Origin of the sequence: Xanthomonas sp. GW (assembly GCF_014236815.1) — a bacterium.
Lineage (GTDB): Bacteria > Pseudomonadota > Gammaproteobacteria > Xanthomonadales > Xanthomonadaceae > Xanthomonas_A.
The window spans coordinates 2,927,231-2,947,294 of record NZ_CP051189.1 but is presented as its reverse complement, the minus strand read 5'-3'; the positions used below and the strand labels follow the sequence as shown (position 1 = coordinate 2,947,294).

13 protein-coding genes and 1 tRNA gene are annotated in these 20,064 nt (G+C 69.4%); 13 read left to right on the top strand and 1 reads right to left on the bottom strand.

The annotated features are described in order from the left end of the window. The first annotated feature begins 11 nt into the window (after positions 1-11). The 7 genes from HEP73_RS12620 to HEP73_RS12590 all read left to right on the top strand — a co-directional run bounded on the left by HEP73_RS12620 (position 12) and on the right by HEP73_RS12590 (position 13,620). The gene (locus HEP73_RS12620; RefSeq protein ID WP_185820263.1) at positions 12-1,937 is read left to right on the top strand and encodes a sialate O-acetylesterase; all 1,926 of its coding nucleotides are present in this window, start codon (positions 12-14) and stop codon (positions 1,935-1,937) included. Between the two features lie 17 nt (positions 1,938-1,954). Then, positions 1,955-3,673 (top strand): DUF5597 domain-containing protein, encoded by a 1,719-nt coding sequence (locus HEP73_RS12615; RefSeq protein WP_185820262.1) that lies wholly within the window; start codon positions 1,955-1,957, stop codon positions 3,671-3,673. 53 nt (positions 3,674-3,726) lie between these two features. Continuing rightward, positions 3,727-6,618, top strand: coding sequence for a TIM-barrel domain-containing protein (locus tag HEP73_RS12610; protein ID WP_185820261.1), 2,892 nt, complete (start codon positions 3,727-3,729; stop codon positions 6,616-6,618). 184 nt (positions 6,619-6,802) lie between these two features. Continuing rightward, positions 6,803-9,232, top strand: a complete 2,430-nt coding sequence (locus tag HEP73_RS12605; RefSeq protein ID WP_185820260.1) for a glycoside hydrolase family 95 protein — start codon at positions 6,803-6,805, stop codon at positions 9,230-9,232. Beyond that, complete coding sequence (gene xylB / locus HEP73_RS12600) at positions 9,229-10,722, top strand: xylulokinase (RefSeq protein WP_185820259.1); 1,494 nt, start codon at positions 9,229-9,231, stop codon at positions 10,720-10,722. Before HEP73_RS12605 ends, xylB begins: the two co-directional genes overlap by 4 nt. Before the next feature lie 39 nt (positions 10,723-10,761). Next, on the top strand, positions 10,762-12,102 hold the full coding sequence (gene xylA, locus HEP73_RS12595) for a xylose isomerase (RefSeq protein ID WP_185820258.1): 1,341 nt from the start codon (positions 10,762-10,764) through the stop codon (positions 12,100-12,102). Between the two features lie 90 nt (positions 12,103-12,192). Further along, positions 12,193-13,620 (top strand): sugar porter family MFS transporter, encoded by a 1,428-nt coding sequence (locus HEP73_RS12590; protein WP_185820257.1) that lies wholly within the window; start codon positions 12,193-12,195, stop codon positions 13,618-13,620. 192 nt (positions 13,621-13,812) lie between these two features. Here the strand turns inward: HEP73_RS12590 and HEP73_RS12585 are convergent. Beyond that, a tRNA-Glu gene (locus tag HEP73_RS12585) sits at positions 13,813-13,887 on the bottom strand. A gap of 103 nt (positions 13,888-13,990) precedes the next feature. On the opposite strand from HEP73_RS12585, the gene pcnB reads away from it, so the two are divergent. The 6 genes from pcnB to pgi all read left to right on the top strand — a co-directional run bounded on the left by pcnB (position 13,991) and on the right by pgi (position 20,000). Beyond that, positions 13,991-15,334, top strand: coding sequence for a polynucleotide adenylyltransferase PcnB (pcnB, locus tag HEP73_RS12580; RefSeq protein ID WP_237651029.1), 1,344 nt, complete (start codon positions 13,991-13,993; stop codon positions 15,332-15,334). Further along, positions 15,331-15,843, top strand: a complete 513-nt coding sequence (folK, locus tag HEP73_RS12575) for a 2-amino-4-hydroxy-6-hydroxymethyldihydropteridine diphosphokinase (RefSeq protein ID WP_185820256.1) — start codon at positions 15,331-15,333, stop codon at positions 15,841-15,843. Before pcnB ends, folK begins: the two co-directional genes overlap by 4 nt. Before the next feature lie 31 nt (positions 15,844-15,874). Beyond that, positions 15,875-16,693, top strand: coding sequence for a 3-methyl-2-oxobutanoate hydroxymethyltransferase (gene panB / locus HEP73_RS12570; protein WP_185820255.1), 819 nt, complete (start codon positions 15,875-15,877; stop codon positions 16,691-16,693). Further along, positions 16,690-17,529 (top strand): pantoate--beta-alanine ligase, encoded by an 840-nt coding sequence (panC, locus tag HEP73_RS12565; RefSeq protein WP_185820254.1) that lies wholly within the window; start codon positions 16,690-16,692, stop codon positions 17,527-17,529. The genes panB and panC overlap by 4 nt, the downstream gene beginning before the upstream one ends. 579 nt (positions 17,530-18,108) lie before the next feature. Continuing rightward, positions 18,109-18,489 carry an aspartate 1-decarboxylase gene (panD, locus tag HEP73_RS12560; RefSeq protein ID WP_003470181.1) on the top strand — a complete coding sequence of 127 codons (381 nt, stop codon included), beginning with the start codon at positions 18,109-18,111 and terminating at the stop codon, positions 18,487-18,489. Then, a complete protein-coding gene (pgi, locus tag HEP73_RS12555; protein ID WP_185820253.1) occupies positions 18,486-20,000 on the top strand; it encodes a glucose-6-phosphate isomerase in 1,515 nt (504 codons plus the stop codon). Before panD ends, pgi begins: the two co-directional genes overlap by 4 nt. Positions 20,001-20,064: the final 64 nt, after the last annotated feature.

Here is a 20,064-nt window from a genome sequence, read left to right as displayed (position 1 = left end):
GGATCGATCCGATGAGCGTACGCCCGACCCGTTGTCTGCGATGGCTGGCCGTAGTGGCGTTGGCGGCGTTGCCCGCATCGGCCTGGGCGGAGTTGCAGCTGCCGTTGCTGTTCGCCGACGGCGCGGTGTTGCAACGCGATGTGCCGATGCGCGTGTGGGGCTGGGCCACGCCGGGCGCGCGCATCCAGGTGCGTCTGGACGGCGCCGCAGCGACCGCCGTCGCCGCCGCGGACGGGCGCTGGCAGGCGCAGTTGCCGGCGCATGCGGCCGGTGGACCGTATGCCTTGGAGGTGCAGGGTGACGGTGCGCAACGCCGGATCGGCGACGTGCTGGTCGGCGACGTGTGGCTGGCCAGCGGCCAGTCCAACATGGAGTGGCCGCTGGCGCAGGCACGCAACGGTGCGCGCGAGGTGGCCGCGGCGAACGATCCGCAACTGCGCCATTTCAAGGTACCCAAGTCGTGGTCGCCGCAGCCGCAGCGGCAACTGGCCGGTGGCGAGTGGAAAGCCGCCACACCGCAGGATGCCGGCGCGTTTTCCGCGGTGGGCTATTTCTTCGCGCGCGAGTTGCGCAGGAGCACCGGGGTGCCGATCGGCATCATCGACAGCAGTTGGGGCGGCAGCGCGATCGAGGCATGGATGGATGCCGCGGCGCTGGGCATGGATGCCGCGCAGACCGAACACGGCATCGCCGCGCTGCAGGCCAAGGATGCGCAGACCCTGGCCGCGGTGCGGCAGCGCATCGCGCGCTGGCCGGCGGTGGCCGATGGCGCCGAGCAATGGCGCGACGCCGACCTTGACGACAGCGACTGGGACCGGATCGCGGTCGATCGCAACTGGGAGGGCAGCGGCTACGACGGCATGGACGGCATCGCCTGGTACCGCACCGCCTTCACCCTCAGCGCGGAGGAAGCCAAGGCCGGCGTCACCCTGGGGGTCGGCCAGGTAGACGACTCGGACGTCACCTACGTCAACGGCCATCCGGTCGGGCACACCGAACAGCGCTGGAACCTGCCGCGCGTGTACCGCGTGCCCGCGGCCGCGCTGCACGCCGGAGTCAACCGCATCGCGGTGCAGGTGACCGACCTCAGTGGCGGTGGCGGCCTGCATGGCGACGACAGCGAACGCTTCGTGCAACTCGGCGACGGCACCAAGCGCCCGTTGCAAGAATGGAAATTCCGCCCGGCCAAGGTGAGCGTGACCCTGGACGACGGCAGGAACCAGCAACCGACGCTGCTGTACAACCGCATGATCCATCCATTGCAGCCGTTCCCGCTCAAGGGCGTGATCTGGTACCAGGGCGAGAGCAATGCCCACGAAGGCGGCGCGCTGCGTTACCGCGAGCAGTTCGCGACATTGATCCGCAGCTGGCGCGAGGAGCGCACACAGCCGCAGCTGCCGTTCCTGTGGGTGCAACTGGCCAACTTCCAGGCCGGGTCCGACAAGGGCGACCTGAGCCCGTGGGCGCAGCTGCGCGAGTCGCAGTCCAGGACCCTGGCGCTGCCGGCGACCGCGCAGGCGGTGACCATCGACATCGGCACGCCCGGCGACATCCATCCGACCAACAAGCAGGACGTCGGCCATCGCCTCGCGCTGGCCGCGCGGCATGTGGCCTATGGCGAACGGCTGGTCTACAGCGCGCCGGTGTTCGCGCAGGCCGAGTTCGGCGGGCATGCGGTCGCGCTGCGTTTCGATCCGATGGGCAGTGCGCTGGCGGTACGCGGCGGCGGCCCGTTGCTGGGCTTCAGCGTGGCCGGTGCCGACCGCCGTTTCCATCCGGCGCAGGCGCGCATCGACGGCGATCGGGTGGTGGTCGAGAGCGCCGAGGTGGCGCAACCTCAGGCGGTGCGCTATGCCTGGAGCGAAAACCCGGCCGAAGCCAACCTGGTCAACCGCGAGCAGTTGCCCGTTTCCCCCTTCCGAACCGATACCTGGTGACACGGAGTCCGACCCGCATGCATTGCCTCGCTTCCCGCACGCTCCTCGCACGCCGCCGCTGGCGCCCGCTGCTGGCCACGGCACTCGCGCTCGGTCTGGCCGGGTGCGCGCCGGAGCAGGCGCCCACCGCCGCCGGCACGGTCAAGCCGGACGCCGCAAAACCTGCCGCGGGCCAGTCCGCCGGCGCAGCGGCCGTGGCGCCGGCGCCGATCCCGCAACTGCTCAGCAAGGACGGCAAGCACGCGCTGCTGGTGGATGGCGCACCGTTCCTGATCCTCGGCGCGCAGGTCAACAATTCCAGCAACTATCCCGCCGCCCTGGACAAGGTGTGGCCGGCGATGCAGTTCCTCGGCCCCAACACCGTGCAGGTGCCGATCGCCTGGGAGCAGGTGGAACCGGAGGAGGGCAAGTTCGATTTCTCCTTCGTCGACACGCTGCTGGCGCAGGCGCGCGCGCACAAGGTGCGGCTGGTGCTGCTGTGGTTCGGCACCTGGAAGAACAACGGCCCGGCCTACACGCCGCACTGGGTCAAGACCGACAACGTGCGCTTCCCGCGGGTCGTCACCCGCGACGGCAAGGCGCTGGGGTCGCTGTCGCCGCTGGCGCCGGCCACACTGGACGCCGATCGCAAGGCCTTCGTCGCCTTCATGAAGCACCTCAAGCAGGCCGATCCGCAGCGCACCGTGCTGATGGTGCAGCCGGAGAACGAGCCGGGCACCTACGGCAGCGTGCGCGATTTTTCGCCGCTGGCGCAGAAAGCCTTCGACGGCCCGGTGCCCGAGGCGCTGCTGCAGAAACTGGGCAAGCCGCCGGGCAGCTGGGCGCAGGTGTTCGGCGCCGACGCCGACGAGTTCTTCCACGCCTGGCATATCGGCCACTTCATCGACCAGGTGGCCGCGGCCGGCAAGGCCGCGTACCCGCTGCCGATGTACGTCAACGCGGCGCTGCGCGGTCCGTTCAATCCGGGCCAGCCTGGCCAGTACGCCAGCGGCGGCCCCACCGACAACGTGCTCGACGTGTGGAAGGCCGCTGCGCCGCACATCGACCTGCTGGCGCCGGACATCTACATGCCCGAGTACCGCACGTACACCACGGTGCTGGAGCGCTACGCGCGGCCGGACAACGCGCTGTTCGTGGCCGAGACCGGCAACCGGCCCGAATACGCGCGCTACCTGTACGCCGCGCTCGGCCACGACGGCATCGGCTGGTCCACGTTCGGCATGGACTACACCCGCTATTCCAACTATCCGCTCGGCGCCAAGGTGGTCGACGAGCCGACCATGGCCCCGTTCGCGCTGGGCTTCAAGTCGGTGGGCATGGGCATGCGGCCGTTCGCCAAGGCCGCCGCCGAAGGCAAGCTGCACGGCACCGCCGAGGAGCCGGGCCAGCCGGTGCAGGAGCTGCGCCTCAACGAGCGCTGGAGCGCGACCATCACCTACGGCGTGCCGCAGTTCTGGTTCAAGGGCACGCCGCCCGGCAATCCCGAGCCGACCGGCGCGGCGCTGATCGCCGAACTGGGCCCGGACGAATTCCTGGTCACCGGCTACCACGTGCGGGTGACCCTGCACCCGGCCAGCGCCGCGACCGCCAACATGGTCTACGACCGGGTCGAGGAAGGCTTCTACGATGACACGCAGTGGCGGTTCCAGCGCAACTGGAACGGCGATCAGACCGACTACGGCGTCAATTTCTCCGATGTGCCGCAATTGCTGAAGATCACGCTGGCCACCTACTGACACCTCGGCGCCGCCAGCGTGCGGCGCCGTCACCCGCTACAGAGGGAGTGAACATGTACAACGCGAACCGTCCCGTCCGCCCGGCGATGAAGCCGCTGCCACGCCTGCTGGCCTTGTCGCTGGCGCTGCTCGCAGCCGGCGTCCACGCGCAGGAAGTGAAAAAGGACGCCGACGGCGTCACCGTGCACCCCAGCGCCAAGGGCGCCGCGCCGGTGCGGCTGCAAGTGGTGGACAGCGGCATCATCCGCGTCAGTGCCGATCCGGACGGCGATTTCAAGCGCACCCCGAGCCTGATGCGGGTGCCGGTGCAGGGCGACACCGCCTACCAGTTCGACGAGCAGGGCGACACGGTGCGGGTCAGGACCGCCAAGGTCACCGCGCAGGTGTCCACGGTCGATGGCCATGTCAGTTTCGCCGACGCCGAGGGCAAGCCGCTGCTGGCGGAAGTGGCCGGCGGGCGCAGCTTCGCGCCGCTGAAGGTGGAGGGCACCTCCTACCTGAGCACGCGCCAGCGCTTCGCCTCGCCCGACGACGAAGCCTTCTACGGCTTGGGCCAGCACCAGCAGGGCTGGATGAACCAGAAGGGCCGCAATGTCGAGCTGCTGCAGAGCAATATCGACCTGGCGGTGCCGTACCTGGTGTCCAGCCGCAACTACGGCATCCTGTGGGACAACAATTCGATCACCCGCATGGGCGACCCGCGCGGCCTGCAGCCGCTGCCGGCGTCGCTGAAGCTGTACGACGCCAAGGGCAAGCCGGGGGCGCTGACCGCGCGCTATTCGGTCAACGGCAAGCAGGTGGTCGAGCGCCGCGAGAAGGAGCTCAACTACCAGTACATCAAGGACCTGGCCAAGTTCCCGGCCAAGGCCAAGCCCAGCGACAAGAGCCGCATGCAGGTCAGCTGGGAAGGCGAGATCGAGGCCAGGAGCGGCGGCGAGCACAGCTTCTCGCTGTACTCCAGCGAGTACGCCAAGCTGTGGGTCGACGGCAAGCTGGTGGTCGACCGCTGGCGCCAGAACTGGAACCCGTGGCACAACGAGTTCACCCTGGCGCTGCAGCCGGGCCAGCGGCACAAGATCAAGGTCGAGTGGGACCTGATCGACCCCAGCTACATCGCGCTGCTGCACCGCGACCCGCTGCCGGCGGCCGAGGCCAAGGACCTGTCGCTGTGGTCCGAAGCCGGGCAGATGATCGACTACTACTTCGTCGCCGGCGCCGACGCCGACCAGGTCATCGCCGGTTACCGCGAACTGACCGGCAAGGCGGTGCTGCTGCCGAAGTGGGCCTACGGTTTCTGGCAGAGCCGCGAGCGCTACAAGAGCCAGGACGAACTGGTCGCCGCGCTGGCCGAGTACCGCAAGCGCAAGCTGCCGATCGACAACATCGTGCTCGACTGGTCGTACTGGCCGCAGGACGCGTGGGGCTCGCACGACTTCGACAAGGCGCACTTCCCCGATCCGGACGGCATGGTCAAGTCGGTGCACGACATGCACGCGCAGATCATGATCTCGATCTGGCCGAAGTTCTATCCGACCACCGCCAACTACAAGGAACTCGCCGCCGCCGGGCACATGTACAAGCGCAACGTCGAAGTCGGCGAACTGGACTGGATCGGCAAGGGCTACAAGAACTCGTTCTACGACCCGTATTCGGCCGACGCGCAGGCGATCTACTGGCGGCAGATCAACGACAAGCTCAACAGCAAGGGCTTCGACGCCTGGTGGATGGACGCCGACGAGCCGGACGTGCATTCCAACCTGGACATCGGCGAGCGCAAGGCGCGCACTACGCCGACCGCGCTGGGCCCGTCCACCGAGTTCTTCAATTCCTACCCGTTGCCGCACACTCATGGCGTCTACGAAGGTGACCGCGCCGCCGACGGCAAGCGCGTGTTCATCCTCTCGCGCAAGGGCTATGCCGGCACCCAGCGCAATGCGGTGGCGGTGTGGAGCGGCGACATCGTCTCGCGTTGGGACGACATGCGCGATCAGATCTCCGCCGGCGTCAACGTCTCCATGTCCGGCCTGCCTAACTGGACCTTCGACATCGGCGGTTTCGCGGTGGAGAAGCGCTACGAGGACCAGGACCCGGCGCACCAGACCGAATGGCGCGAGCTCAACACGCGCTGGTTCCAGTTCGGCGCGTTCGTGCCGCTGTTCCGCTCGCACGGCCAGTTCCCGTTCCGCGAGATCTGGAACATCGCCCCGGAAGGCACGCCGTACTACGCGAGCATGGCCTACTACAGCCGCCTGCGGTATGCGCTGCTGCCGTACATCTACACGCTCGCCGGCGACACCTATCACCATGACGGGGTGATGATGCGCGGCCTGCCGATGGACTTCCCGCACGATCCCAAGGTCGCCGACATCAACGACGAATACCTGTTCGGACCGGCGTTCCTGGTCGCGCCGGTGACCCGTTTCGGCGCCACCTCGCGCCAGGTCTACCTGCCGGCCGGGACCTCGTGGATCGACTTCAACAGCGGCAAGCGCTACGACGGCGGCCAGAGCATCGACGCCGCCGCGCCGCTGCAGCGCATGCCGCTGTTCGTGCGCGCCGGTGCCATCGTGCCCACCACCACCGTGCAGCAATACGTGGACGAGGTGCCGAACGCGCCGCTGACCGTGGTCGTCTATACCGGCGCCGACGGCCAGTTCTCGCTGTACGAGGACGACGGCAAGGGCTATGGCTACGAGAAGGGCGAGTTCAGCCGCATTCCGCTGCGCTGGAACCAGGCCAAGGGCGTGCTGACCATCGGCGCGCGCGAGGGCAACTGGCCGGGCATGCTGGCCAAGCGCACCATCAACGTGCGCTTCGTCGACGGCGTGCGCGAGGAGACCGGGGCGCTGGAGCCCAAGGCCGACGCCAGCGTGCAATACAGCGGCAAGCCCCTGAACGTGGCGCGCAAGGCCGCGAAGGGCGTCAAGCGCGGCAAGGCGAAGTGATGGCCGCGGTACGCGGCAACCCGGGCGGGAACGGTGCCGTGGCGCGGGTGGCGTTGCGGCGCGTTTGCGGCGCGAGCGGTGCCGCTTCGCGCCCGGATTCGCTATGGGGCCGGTGTGGGCGAGTGGCCTGCGCCTGCCTCGCTTGGCCGCGCGTGCGTCCGCCGCAGGCGAACGGAGGTGCAGGATGAGCATCGCGTTGACCCGTCGCGAGTTGTGCAAGGCGATCGGCGGCGGCCTGGTCGCCAGTCTCGCGGTGCCGGGCGCGGCGCTCGCTGCCGATGCCGATGCCGGTGCTGGTGCTGGTGCCGGTGCCGGTGCCGGTGCCGATACCGCGCGCGTGCCGGTACCGGCAACTGCCGTCGAACCGGCCGCGCTGCAGCTGTGGTACCCGCGCCCGGCCACGCAATGGGTGGAGGCGCTGCCGGTCGGCAACGGCCGGCTCGGTGCGATGGTGTGGGGCGGCATCGCCCACGAACGCCTGCAGTTGAACGAAGACACGCTGTATGCGGGTCAGCCCCACGATGCGACCTCGCCGGAGGCGTTGGCGGCGTTGCCGCAGGTACGCGCGTTGATCTTCGCCGGTCGCTATGCCGAGGCCGAGGCATTGGCCGATGCGAAGATGCTGTCGCGCCCGCGCAAGCAGATGCCGTACCAGCCGCTGGCCGACCTGCTGCTGGACTACGACCGTGCCGACGGCATCGACGGCTATCGGCGCGAACTCGATCTGGACACCGCGCTGGCCAGCACTCGCTTTGTCTCGGGCGACGCCACGCATGTGCGCGAGGTGTTCGTCTCGCCAACCGAACAGTGCATCGTGGTGCGCCTGTCCTGCGATCACCCGGGCCGTATCTCGCTGCGCATCGGCATCGACAGCCCGCAGGCCGGCGAGGTCACGCAAGAGCAGGGCGCGTTGCTGTTCGCCGGGCGCAACGCCGGTTTCGCCGGCATCGAGGGCGGGCTGCGCTTCGCGTTGCGCGTGCTGCCGCAGGCCACTGGCGGCCAGGCCCGCATCGAGCGCGGGCGGATCCGCATCGAAAACGCCGACGAGGTGGTGCTGCTGCTGACCGCCGCCACCAGCTACCGGCGCTACGACGACGTCGGCGGCGATCCGCTGGCGCTCAGCGCCACGCAACTGCGCAAGGCCGCGGCGCTGCCCTATGCGCAGTTGCTGCAGCGGCATCTGGCTGAACACCGGCGCCTGTTCCGACGGGTCGCGATCGACCTGGGCAGCAGCGCCGCCGCGCAGCTGCCCACCGACGAACGCGTGCGCCGCTACGCCGACGGCAACGATCCGGCGCTGGCCGCGCTCTACCACCAGTACGGCCGCTACCTGCTGATCAGCAGTTCGCGGCCGGGCAGCCAGCCGGCCAACCTGCAGGGCGTGTGGAACGACCTGATGCAGCCGCCGTGGGAGAGCAAGTACACGGTCAACATCAATACCGAGATGAACTACTGGCCCAGCGAAGCCAACGCCCTGCACGAGTGTGTGGAACCGCTGGAAGCCATGCTGTTCGATCTGGCAGAAACCGGCGCCCGCACTGCGCGGGCGATGTACGACGCGCCGGGCTGGGTGGTGCACAACAACACCGACCTGTGGCGCCAGGCCGGGCCGGTCGACGGCGTGAAGTGGAGCCTGTGGCCGATGGGCGGCGTCTGGCTGCTGCAACAGCTGTGGGACCGCTGGGACTACGGCCGCGATCGCGCCTACCTGCAGCGCATCTATCCGTTGTTCAAGGGCGCGGCCGAGTTCTTCGTCGCCACCCTGGTGCGCGATCCGCAGAGCGGCGCGATGGTGACCAACCCATCGATGTCGCCGGAGAACCGGCATCCGTTCGGCGCGGCACTGTGCGCCGGCCCGGCGATGGACGCGCAATTGTTGCGCGATCTTTTTGCGCAGTGCATCAAAATGGGCCGCTTGCTGGGCGTGGACGCGGCCTTCGGCGAGCGCCTGGCGACGCTGCGCGCGCAGCTGCCGCCGGACCGCATCGGCGGCGCCGGGCAGCTGCAGGAGTGGCAGCAGGACTGGGACATGCAGGCCCCGGAAATCCACCATCGCCACGTCTCGCATCTGTATGCGCTGCATCCGTCCAGCCAGATCAACCTGCGCGACACCCCGGCGCTGGCCGCCGCCGCCCGGCGCTCGCTGCAGCTCCGCGGTGATAGCGCTACCGGTTGGGGCCTCGGCTGGCGCCTGAACCTGTGGGCGCGACTGCGCGATGGCGAGCATGCGCATCGTATTCTGGCGATGCTGCTGGCGCCCGAGCGCACCTATCCGAATCTGTTCGACGCGCATCCGCCGTTCCAGATCGACGGCAACTTCGGCGGCACCGCGGGCATCACCGAAATGCTGCTGCAGAGTTGGGGCGACAGCATCTGGCTGTTGCCGGCGCTGCCGCAGGCCTGGCCGCAGGGGCAGGTGCGCGGTCTGCGCGTACGCGGCGCGGCGGGCGTGGATCTGGCCTGGCGCGATGGCCGCCTGCAGCATGCGCGACTGAGCAGCGAGCGTGGCGGGCACTACACTTTGGTTTACGGCGGGCACACCCTGACCGCCGATCTTTCTCCTGGAGCGACGATGGAACTGGGTTTGCACGACGATCGGCTGGTGCGGCAATGAGTCTGTACATCGGCCTGGACGTGGGCACGCAGAGCGTCAAGCTGCTCGCCTACGATGCGGATAGCCGCCGCGTGGTCGCCACGCACGGCCATGCGCTGGAATTGATCAGCCGCGACGACGGCACCCGCGAGCAGCAGGCGCAATGGTGGATCGACGGCATCGTCGCCTGCTTCGCCGCGCTGAGCGCCGAGCAGCGCGCGCAGGTGCGGGCGATTTCGGTGTCCGGCCAGCAGCACGGCTTCGTGCCGGTGGATGCGCAAGGGCAGGTCACCGCGCCGGTCAAGCTGTGGTGCGACACCAGCACCCAACTGGAGTGCGAGGAGATCATGCAGGCCGCTGGCGGCGAACAGCGCTGCGTGGAGCTGGCCGGCAACCCGATCCTGGCCGGCTACACCGCCTCCAAGCTGCCGTGGACGCGCAAGCACCGCAGCGACGCGTACGCCAGCATGACCTCGGTGCTGCTGCCGCACGACTACGTCAATTTCTGGCTCACCGGCGAGCGCTACACCGAGTTCGGCGACGCCTCCGGCAGCGGCTGGCTGGACGTGCGCACCCGGCAGTGGTCGGCGCCGCTGCTGCAGGCGATCGATCCGCAGCGCGACCTGGCCGCGGCGCTGCCGCCGCTGGTGCCGACCGAAACCACCTTCGCCCTGTCCGCGGCCGCGGCGCAGACCCTGGGCCTGCCGCGCGAGGTGCGCGTGGCCACCGGCGGCGGCGACAACATGATGGCCGCGATCGGCACCGGCAACGTGGTGCCCGGGCGGCTGACGATGAGCCTGGGCACGTCCGGCACGCTGTTCGCGTACGCCGATCGGCCGGTGGTGGACGATGCCGCGCGCTGGGCCGCGTTCTGCTCGTCCAGCGGCGGCTGGCTGCCGCTGATCTGCACGATGAACTGCACCGTGGCCACCGAGACCATCTCGCGCCTGTTCGGGATCAAGACCGGGCAGGGTGAGGCCTTGCTCGAGGCCACCGCGCCCGGCGCTGGCGGGCTGGTGTTGCTGCCGTTCTTCAACGGCGAGCGCACCCCGAACCTGCCGGCCGCGCGCGGCTGCATGACCGGCATGGACCTCCACAACACCACCCCGGCGCATTTCTACCGCGCGGCGATGGAAGGCGCCAGCTACAGCCTGCGCAACGGCTTCGACGCCTTCGTCGATGCCGGGCTGGCGTTCGACTCGATCTACGTCACCGGCGGCGGCAGCAAGAGCGCCGGCTGGCGGCAGCTGATCGCCGACCTGTTCGGCTTGCCGGTGCACGTGCCGGCGCAGGCCGAGGGGGCTGCGTTCGGCGCCGCGCTGCAGGCGCTGTGGGCCGACGGCCACGCGCAGGGCGACCAGGCCAGCCTGGCCGAGGTGGTGCTGCAGCACCAGCAGGACGAGGCGACGCTGTCGGCGCAGCCCGATCCGCAACGCGGCGCGCAGTACCAGGCGCACTACCAGACCTTCTTGAAGCACTTGCACGCCATTGGCCCGCTCTACGCCGGCTGATCCACTTTTTCCCCCGCAAACGCACAGCAGGATTTCGTCATGAGCAACTCCGTCTACATCGGCGCCAAGGAATACTTCCCGGGCATCGGCCGCATCGCGTTCGAAGGCAAGGCCTCGGACAATCCGCTCGCCTTCAAGGTCTACGACGCGAACAAGCGCATCGGCGACAAGACCATGGCCGAGCACCTGCGCTTCGCGGTGGCGTACTGGCACAGCTTCTGCGGCAACGGCGCCGATCCGTTCGGCCCGGGCACGCGCGCCTATCCGTGGGACGCCGGCAGCGACGCGCTGGGCCGCGCCGAGGCCAAGGCCGATGCGGCGTTCGAGTTCTTCACCAAGCTCGGCGTGCCGTACTACTGCTTCCACGACATCGACCTGGCGCCGGACGCGGATGAGGTCGGCCAGTACGAAAAGAATCTGCAACACATGGTCGGCATCGCCAAGCAGCGCCAAGCCGACACCGGCATCAAGCTGCTGTGGGGCACCGCCAACCTGTTCTCGCACCCGCGCTACATGAACGGCGCTTCGACCAACCCGGATTTCAACGTGGTCGCGCGCGCGGCGGTGCAGGTCAAGGCCGCGCTCGACGCCACCGTCGAACTGGGCGGCGAGAACTACGTGTTCTGGGGCGGCCGCGAAGGCTATGCCAGCCTGCACAACACGCAGATGAAGCGCGAGCAGGACAATATGGCGCGCTTTTTGACCATCGCCCGCGACTACGGTCGCAGCATCGGCTTCAAAGGCAATTTCCTGATCGAGCCCAAGCCGATGGAGCCGATGAAGCACCAGTACGACTTCGATAGCGCCACGGTGATCGGCTTCCTGCGCCAGCACGGCCTGGACCAGGACTTCAAGCTCAACATCGAGGCCAACCACGCCACGCTGTCGGGCCACAGCTTCGAGCACGACCTGCAGGTGGCCAGCGATGCCGGGCTGCTCGGCAGCATCGACGCCAACCGCGGCAATCCGCAGAACGGTTGGGACACCGACCAGTTCCCGACCGACCTGTACGACACGGTCGGCGCGATGCTGGTGGTGCTGCGGCAGGGCGGGCTGGCGCCGGGCGGCTTGAACTTCGACGCCAAGGTGCGGCGCGAGTCGTCCGATCCGCAGGATCTGTTCCTGGCCCACATCGGCGGCATGGACGCGTTCGCGCGTGGATTGGAAGTGGCCCATGCGCTGCTGACGTCCTCGCCACTGGAGCAATGGCGCGCCGAGCGCTACAGCAGCTTCGACAGCGGCGCCGGCGCGGCGTTCGCGGCCGGCAGCAGCACGCTGGCGGACCTGGCGGCGCACGCGGCCAAGGCCGGCGCGCCGAAGCAGGCCAGCGGCCGCCAGGAAGCCTACGAGAACCTGATCAACCAGTACCTGATCCGCTGATGCGCGCGACGGCCGGCGGCACCCTTGCCGCCGGCCGCGCTGTCCTTCCCCGATGGCGGCCTTCCTTTCTGCACGACACCAGGTGACTCAATGTCCAGCGTATCCCTAGACCGCGCCCATGGCGCAGGCGAGAACACGCGCCTCATCATCCTCATCAGTTGCGTCGCCACCATCGGCGGCTTCCTGTTCGGCTTCGACAGCGGCGTGATCAACGGCACCGTCGACGGCCTCAAGCAGACTTTCCATTCCAGCGCCGCCGGCACCGGCTTCGAGGTCGCCTCGATGCTGCTGGGCTGCGCGTTCGGCGCGTTCTTCGCCGGCTGGCTGGCCGACCGGCTCGGCCGCCGTGCGGTGCTGATCATCTCCGCGGTGCTGTTCCTGCTGTCGGCGCTTGGCGCCGGCGCCTCGCACAGTTCGATGTTCTTCGTTTTCGCCCGGGTCATGGGCGGCTTCGCGGTCGGCGCGGCCAGCGTGATGTCGCCGGCCTACATCGCCGAGGTCGCGCCGGCGCGCTATCGCGGGCGCCTGGCCACGGTGCAGCAGATCGCGATCATCAGCGGCCTGTTCACCGCGTTCCTGAGCAACTACGTGCTGGTCAAGCTGGCCAGCGCCTCGACCGAGCCCCTGTGGCTGGGCCAGGCCGCTTGGCGCTGGATGTTCTGGATGCAGGCGTTCCCGTCGCTGGTGTTCCTGCTGCTGTTGCTGGCGATCCCGGAAAGCCCGCGCTACCTGGTGGTCAAGGGCCGCCGCGAGGATGCGCTGGCGGTGCTGACCAGGCTGTACGGCCCGCGCGAGGCGCAGGCCAAGCTCACCGAGATCTCCGCCTCGCTGGCGGCCGACCAGCACAAGCCGAAGCTGTCGGACCTGGTCAGCAAGGTCACCGGCAAGGTGCGCCCGATCGTGTGGATCGGCATCGGCCTGGCCACCTTCCAGCAGCTGGTCGGCATCAACGTGGTGTTCTACTACGGCGCGGTGCTGTGGCAGGCGGTGGGCTTCTCCGAGAGCGATTCGCTGCTGATCAACGTGCTGTCCGGCGCGCTGAGCATCGGCGCCTGCCTGATCACGGTGATGCTGATCGACAAGATCGGGCGCAAACCCTTGCTCTGGATCGGCTCGGCCGGCATGGCGGTGTCGCTGGCGCTGGTCACGCTGGCCTTCGCCAGCGCCTCGCTGGACGCGGCGGGCAAGCTGGCGATGTCGCCGGGCATGGGCCGGCTGGCGCTGGTTGCGGCCAACGTCTACGTGATCTTCTTCAACATGTCCTGGGGCCCGGTGATGTGGGTGATGCTGGGCGAGATGTTCCCGAACCAGATCCGCGGCTCCGGCCTGGCGGTGGCGGGCGCGGCGCAGTGGACCTCGAACTTCGCCATCACCGTGTCGTTCCCGATCCTGCTCGGCAGCATCGGCCTGGCCGGCGCCTACGGCATCTACACCGTGGCCGCGTTCATCTCGGTGTTCTTCGTGCTCAAGTACGTGTACGAGACCAAGGGCCGCGAGCTGGAGCAGATGCAGGGCTGAGTCCGCGCCGGCGCGGTCCAGGCCGCGCCGGTGCCGAACGAACGGCCGCCGGCGGGGCGGATCGCGGCCATGGCCCGTTGCGCAGCGCGCGGTGGCTGTGCCCAGGGCCAGCCGCCGCATCGGCCGGCCCCACAACGCAAAAGCCCCGCCAGGGCGGGGCTTTTGTGGTTTTCGCTGCAGGCAAGGCGACGATGGTGCTCCCTAGGGGGCTCGAACCCCTGTTTTAGCCTTGAGAGGGCCACGTCCTAACCATTAGACGAAGGGAGCAGGTTGGTCGCATCGATTGCAGGGCGCTAGTATATGGGGCTAGCCGCCCGGCGGCAATCCCGCAACTCGATACGGAAGCGCCATCATCAATCCGCCAGTTCCTGTGCCGTTCACCCTGCAGCTGATCCCGCGCGATCAGCACAACGTCTCGCGCAAGGACATCAGTCCCAATGCGTTGCGCGTGCTGTACCGGCTGCGCGAAGCCGGCTTCGGCGCGTACCTGGTCGGCGGCGCGGTCCGCGATCTGCTGGTCGAGCTGCAGCCCAAGGACTTCGACGTCGCCACCGACGCCACCCCCGAGCAGGTCAAGCAGCTGTTCCGCAACTGCCGCCTGATCGGCCGCCGCTTCCGCCTGGCGCACGTGGTGTACGGCCGCGAGATCATCGAAGTGGCCACGTTCCGCGCCAACGTCGACGACGGCAGCGGCGACCGCGAGCTCGACAACGGCCGCCTGGTCCGCGACAACGTCTACGGCAGCATCGAGGACGACGCGGTACGCCGCGACTTCACCTGCAACGCGCTGTACTACGCGATCGAGGATTTCTCGGTGCGCGACTACACCGGCGGCTTCGCCGACGTACAGGCGCGGCTGATGCGCATGATCGGCGACCCCGAGCAGCGCTACCGCGAAGACCCGGTGCGCATGCTGCGCGCGGTGCGCCTGGCCGCCAAGCTGGACTTCGAGATCGAGCCGAGCACCGCCGAGCCGATCCCGCGCCTGGCCGGGCTGCTGGCCGAAGCGGCGCCGGCACGGCTGTTCGAGGAAGTGCTGAAGCTGTTCCTGTCCGGCGACGGCGTGGCCAGCTTCGAGGGCCTGGAGCGCTACGGCCTGCTCGCCGCGCTGTTCCCGGAGAGTGCCGCGGCGCTGCATTCCAACCGCAGCGGCGCGCTGCGGCGGATGCTGATCGAAGGCCTGCGCAACACCGATGCGCGGGTGGCCAACGACGAGCCGGTGTCGCCGGCGTTCCTGTTCGCGCTGCTGCTGTGGCCGGCCTACTGCCGCGCGCTGATGGCGCTGCAGAAGCAGGGCATGCAGTTGGAGGAGGCGCAGCGTCGCGCCGCCGACCGGGTGACCCTGCATCAGCTGAGCACGGTCGCGCTGCCGCGGCGCTTCTCGCTGCCGATGCAGGAGATCTGGCTGCTGCAGTCGCGCTTCACCTCGCGCCAGAAGAAGCGGGTGGTGCGCACGCTGTCGCATCCGCGCTTCCGCGCCGCATTCGATTTCCTGATCCTGCGCCAGTCGGCCTCGGCCGAGCACGAGGCCGACATCGCCTATTGGCGCGAACTGCAGCAGCAGCCCGGCTACGCGCCGCCGCCGCGCGGCTTCGACCCGGAGATCGACTACGTCGGCGACGAGGTGGCGATGGCCCCGGCCGACAGCGAGGAAACCCCCAAGCGCCGCCGGCGCCGGCGCCGGCGTCCGGATGCCGCCGCACCGGCCGAGTGAGCGCCTCGCTCAGCCCCGCGCCGGTGCAGGCCTGCATCGGCCTGGGCGGCAACCTCGGCGATGCGGTCGCGACCCTGCGCGCGGCCATCGCCGAGTTGGACACGCTGCCGCACACGCGCCTGCTGCGCGCCTCGCAGCTGTACCGCAGCCCGGCCTGGGGCAACCAGGCGCAGCCGGATTTCATCAACGCCGCGGCCGTGCTCAGCACCACGCTGCCGGCGTTGGAGCTGCTGCAGGCGCTGCTGGCGCTGGAAGGCCGCCACGGCCGTCAGCGCACCCCCGGCGAGCGCTGGGGTCCGCGCACCCTGGACCTGGACCTGCTGCTGTACGCCGAGGCGGTGATCGACCTGCCCGGGCTGCAGGTGCCGCACCCGCACCTGCACCAGCGCGGCTTCGCCTTGTTGCCGCTGGCCGAGATCGCCGCCGAGGCGACCATCCCCGGCCATGGAACGGTGCGTGACATACGCGACCGCATCGAAACCGACGGGATCGTGGCAATCGGTAGATAATGCCCGGCTTATCACCGCACCGCATGAGCTTATGAGCAGCCACGCCGACAGCAAGCCCTGGACCGTTCCCGCCCTGGCCGAGGCCAAGCGCCGCCAGCAGAAACTGGTGATGCTGACCGCCTACGACGCCGGCTTCGCGCGCGCGTTCGACGCCAACGGCGTGGACCTGATCCTGATCGGCGATTCGCTGGGCATGGTGGTGCAGGGCCACGACTCGACCCTGCCGGTGACCGTGGACGACATCGTCTACCACACCGCCGCGGTGGCACGGGTGCTGCAGCGCGCGCTGCTGGTGGCCGACCTGCCGTTCCAGTCCGACGCCACCCCCGAGCGCGCGCTGGACGCCTCGACCCGGCTGCTGCAGGCCGGCGCGGAGATGGTCAAGCTGGAGGGCGCCGGGCACAAGCTGGAGGTGATCCGCTTCCTCAGCGAGCGCGACATCCCGGTGTGTTCGCACCTGGGCCTGACCCCGCAGTCGGTGCTGACCTTCGGCGGCTACAAGATCCAGGGCCGCGAGGAGGCCGCCGCGGCCAAATTGCTCGACGACGCCAAGGCGGTGGCCACGGCCGGCGCCGCGCTGCTGGTGCTCGAATGCGTGCCGTCGCCGCTGGCCGCGCGGATCACCGCGGCGATCGACATCCCCACCATCGGCATCGGCGCCGGCCCCGACTGCGACGGCCAGGTGCTGGTGCTGCACGACTTCCTGGGCCTGGACAGCGGCCACCGGCGGCCGCGCTTCGTCAAGGATTTCCTGGCCGAAGGCGGCTCCATCGCCGGCGCCGTGCGCGCCTACGCCGACGCCGTGCGCGCCGGCACCTTCCCCGACGCCGAACACGCCTACGCCAAATGATCGAGACCATCACCGACCTGGCCCGGCTGCGCGCCGTCGTTTCCGGCTGGAAGCGGCAGGGCCTGCGCGTGGCCTTCGTGCCGACCATGGGCAACCTGCACGCCGGGCATTTCTCGCTGGTGATGCTGGCCCGGCAATACGCCGACCGGGTGGTGTCCAGCGTGTTCGTCAATCCGACCCAGTTCGGCCCGAACGAGGACTTCACCCGCTACCCGCGCACCCCCGAGGCCGACACCAGCGGCCTGGAAGGCGCCGGCTGCGACGTGCTGTGGCTGCCGACGGTGGAGAGCATGTACCCGCTGGGCGTGGAGCTGGCGCTGCGCATGCATACGCCCGGGGTCAGCGAAGTGCTGGAAGGCGCTTGCCGGCCGGGGCATTTCGATGGCGTCTGCACCGTGGTCGCGCGCCTGTTCAACCAGGTGCAGCCGGACCTGGCCGCATTCGGCAAGAAGGATTACCAGCAACTGGCGGTGATCCGGCAGATGGTCGCCGACCTGGCGTTCCCGATCGAGATCCTGGGCGGCAGCATCGTGCGCGAGGCCGACGGCCTGGCGATGAGTTCGCGCAACCAGTACCTGTCGGCCGAAGAGCGGCCGCGCGCGGCGCAGATCCGCCAGACCCTGCTGGCGATGCGCGACGCGCATGTCGCCGGGCAGCCGCGCGCCGAGATCGAGGCGGCGGCGACCAGGCAGTTGCAGGAGGTCGGCTTCGAGGTCGACTACACCGTGCTGCGCCTGCCCGACCTGAGCGAGCCGCAGGACCAGGAAGGCTCGCGCGTGGCCCTGATCGCCGCGCGTCTGGGGCGCACCCGGTTGATCGACAATCTGGAGTTTTGAGCGCGGCAGCGCGTAGTGGCTGCTGCGTCGTCGTCGGCAATGTGCCGAATGCGATCGAGGTTGGCGGATCGCCGGTAGGCTTCGCGCGTCGCGACTGAAGTCGCTCCCACAGGGGGCTATCGAGCCCGCCGCTTCGTTCGTCGCGGCTGAAGCCGTTCCTACAGGGACTTGCGGCGGGCCGGCTGGGTGCACTGTAGGAGGGGCTTCAGCCCCGACTGTGTCCGAAGCCGTCGAGCTTGCCGCTTCGTTCGTCGCGGCTAAAGCCGCTCCTACAGGGACTTGCGGCGAGCCGGCTGGGTGCACTGTGGGAGGGGCTTCAGCCCCGACGCTGTCCGAAGCCGTCAGGCCCGCCGCTTCGTGGCGCTATCCGCAACCGCGGGATTCGCCGCTCGGCCGGCCGCGGTTGGTGTCGCTAACAGCGCGCAGTGCCGCATCGAGCAGCCAAATCGTGTCCTGCGCTCGGCATGCCGGGACGCGCAGCGGACAACGCCGTGCATACGCCGCCAAGCCTTGCTGCCACTGCCGCTTAACCCCTCGGCTGTTAAACTGCGCATCTTTCCCCACCGCAGTACTGCAAGCATGCAACTGAGCCTGTTGAAGACCAAGATCCACCGCGCCACCGTCACCCATTCGGAGCTCAACTACGAAGGGTCGATCGCCATCGACGGGCTGCTGCTGGACGCCACCGGCATCCGCGAGTTCGAGCAGGTGCACATCTGGGACGTCACCAACGGCGCACGCTTCAGCACCTACGCGATCCGCGCCGACGAAGGCAGTGGCATCGTCTCGCTCAACGGCGGCGCCGCGCGCCACGTGCAGGTCGGCGACCTGATCATCATCGCCGCCTTCGCCGGCATGAGCGAAGAGGAAGCCGCGCGCTTCCAGCCGACCCTGGTCTACGTGGACGGCGCCAACAAGATCACCCATACCAACCACAGCATCCCGAAGCAGGCCGCATGACACAGTCCAACGGTTTCGACGCACTGCATTCCCACGCCCAGCGCTTGCGCGGGGCGCGCCTTCCCGAACTGCTGGCCGCCGAGCCGGGCCGGGTCGAAGACCTGGCGCTGCAGGTCGGGCCGTTGTACTTCAACTTCGCGCGGCAGAAATACGACCGCGCCGCGCTCGACGCACTGCTGGCGCTGGCCGCCGAGCACGACGTGGCCGGCGCGTTCCAGCGCCTGTTCCGCGGCGAGACGGTCAACGTCACCGAAGGCCGTGCCGCGCTGCACACCGCCTTGCGCGGCGAGCTCAGCGGCGCGCCGGTCGCGGCCGAGGCCAATGCCAGCGCGCGCGACGTGCAGCAGCGCATGCGCGCGCTGATCGACGCGCTGGCGCAGACCGAGGTCACCGACATCGTCAGCGTCGGCATCGGCGGTTCCGACCTGGGCCCGCGCCTGGTCGCCGACGCGCTGCGTCCGGTCGAAGGCGCGCGCTTCCGCGTGCACTTCGTCTCCAACGTCGACGGCGCGGCGATGCAGCGCACGCTGGCCACGCTGGATCCGGCGCGTACCGCCGGCGTGCTGATCTCCAAGACCTTCGGCACCCAGGAAACCCTGCTCAACGGCCAGATCCTGCGCGACTGGCTCGGCGGCAGCGAGCGCCTGTATGCGGTCAGCGCCAACCCCGAGCGCGCCGCCAAGGCCTTCGACATCGCCGCCAACCGCGTGCTGCCGATGTGGGACTGGGTCGGCGGGCGCTACTCGCTGTGGTCGGCGGTGGGCTTCCCGATCGCGCTGGCGATCGGCGCCGACGGCTTCGAGCAGTTGCTGGCCGGCGCCGCGCAGTTCGACGAACACGCGCTGACCGCGCCGCTGCCGCGCAACGTGGCGGTGCTGCACGCGCTGACCACGCTGTGGAACCGCAACGTGCTCGGCTACGCCACGCAGGCGGTGATGACCTACGACCAGCGCCTGGCGCTGCTGCCGGCCTACCTGCAGCAGTTGGTGATGGAGAGCCTGGGCAAGCGCGTGCGGCTGGACGGCAGCCCGGTGCAGGCCGATACCGTGCCGGTGTGGTGGGGCGGCGCCGGCACCGACGTGCAGCACAGTTTCTTTCAGGCGCTGCATCAGGGCACCAGCGTGGTGCCGGCCGATTTCATCGGCTGCATCCACAACGACGATCCGTACACGGTCAACCACCAGGCGCTGCTGGCCAACCTGCTGGCGCAGACCGAGGCGCTGGCGAACGGGCAGGGCAGCGACGACCCGCACCGCGACTATCCGGGCGGCCGCCCGAGCACGCTGATCCTGCTCGACGCGCTGACCCCGCAGGCGCTGGGCGCGCTGATCGCGATGTACGAGCACAGCGTCTACGTGCAGTCGGTGATCTGGGGCATCAACGCCTTCGACCAGTTCGGCGTGGAACTGGGCAAGCACCTGGCCAGCCAGCTGCTGCCGGCGCTGCAGGGCGAAACCACCGAAGTCGCCGACCCGGTGACGCGGGCGATCCTGGCGCGTTTGCGCGGCTGAGTCGCCGCTGCCGGATTCGGCGGCCTGCCGTGCAGCGCAGCAGCGATGCACGGCAGGTGGCGCC

Bases quoted from the DNA above. Each gene is read 5' to 3' on its own strand.
- HEP73_RS12620 (WP_185820263.1), top strand. From the start codon at position 12: ATGAGCGTACGCCCGACCCGTTGTCTGCGATGGCTGGCCGTAGTGGCG.
- HEP73_RS12615 (WP_185820262.1), top strand. From the start codon at position 1,955: ATGCATTGCCTCGCTTCCCGCACGCTCCTCGCACGCCGCCGCTGGCGC.
- HEP73_RS12610 (WP_185820261.1), top strand. From the start codon at position 3,727: ATGTACAACGCGAACCGTCCCGTCCGCCCGGCGATGAAGCCGCTGCCA.
- HEP73_RS12605 (WP_185820260.1), top strand. From the start codon at position 6,803: ATGAGCATCGCGTTGACCCGTCGCGAGTTGTGCAAGGCGATCGGCGGC.
- xylB (WP_185820259.1), top strand. From the start codon at position 9,229: ATGAGTCTGTACATCGGCCTGGACGTGGGCACGCAGAGCGTCAAGCTG.
- xylA (WP_185820258.1), top strand. From the start codon at position 10,762: ATGAGCAACTCCGTCTACATCGGCGCCAAGGAATACTTCCCGGGCATC.
- HEP73_RS12590 (WP_185820257.1), top strand. From the start codon at position 12,193: ATGTCCAGCGTATCCCTAGACCGCGCCCATGGCGCAGGCGAGAACACG.
- panB (WP_185820255.1), top strand. From the start codon at position 15,875: ATGAGCAGCCACGCCGACAGCAAGCCCTGGACCGTTCCCGCCCTGGCC.
- panC (WP_185820254.1), top strand. From the start codon at position 16,690: ATGATCGAGACCATCACCGACCTGGCCCGGCTGCGCGCCGTCGTTTCC.
- panD (WP_003470181.1), top strand. From the start codon at position 18,109: ATGCAACTGAGCCTGTTGAAGACCAAGATCCACCGCGCCACCGTCACC.
- pgi (WP_185820253.1), top strand. From the start codon at position 18,486: ATGACACAGTCCAACGGTTTCGACGCACTGCATTCCCACGCCCAGCGC.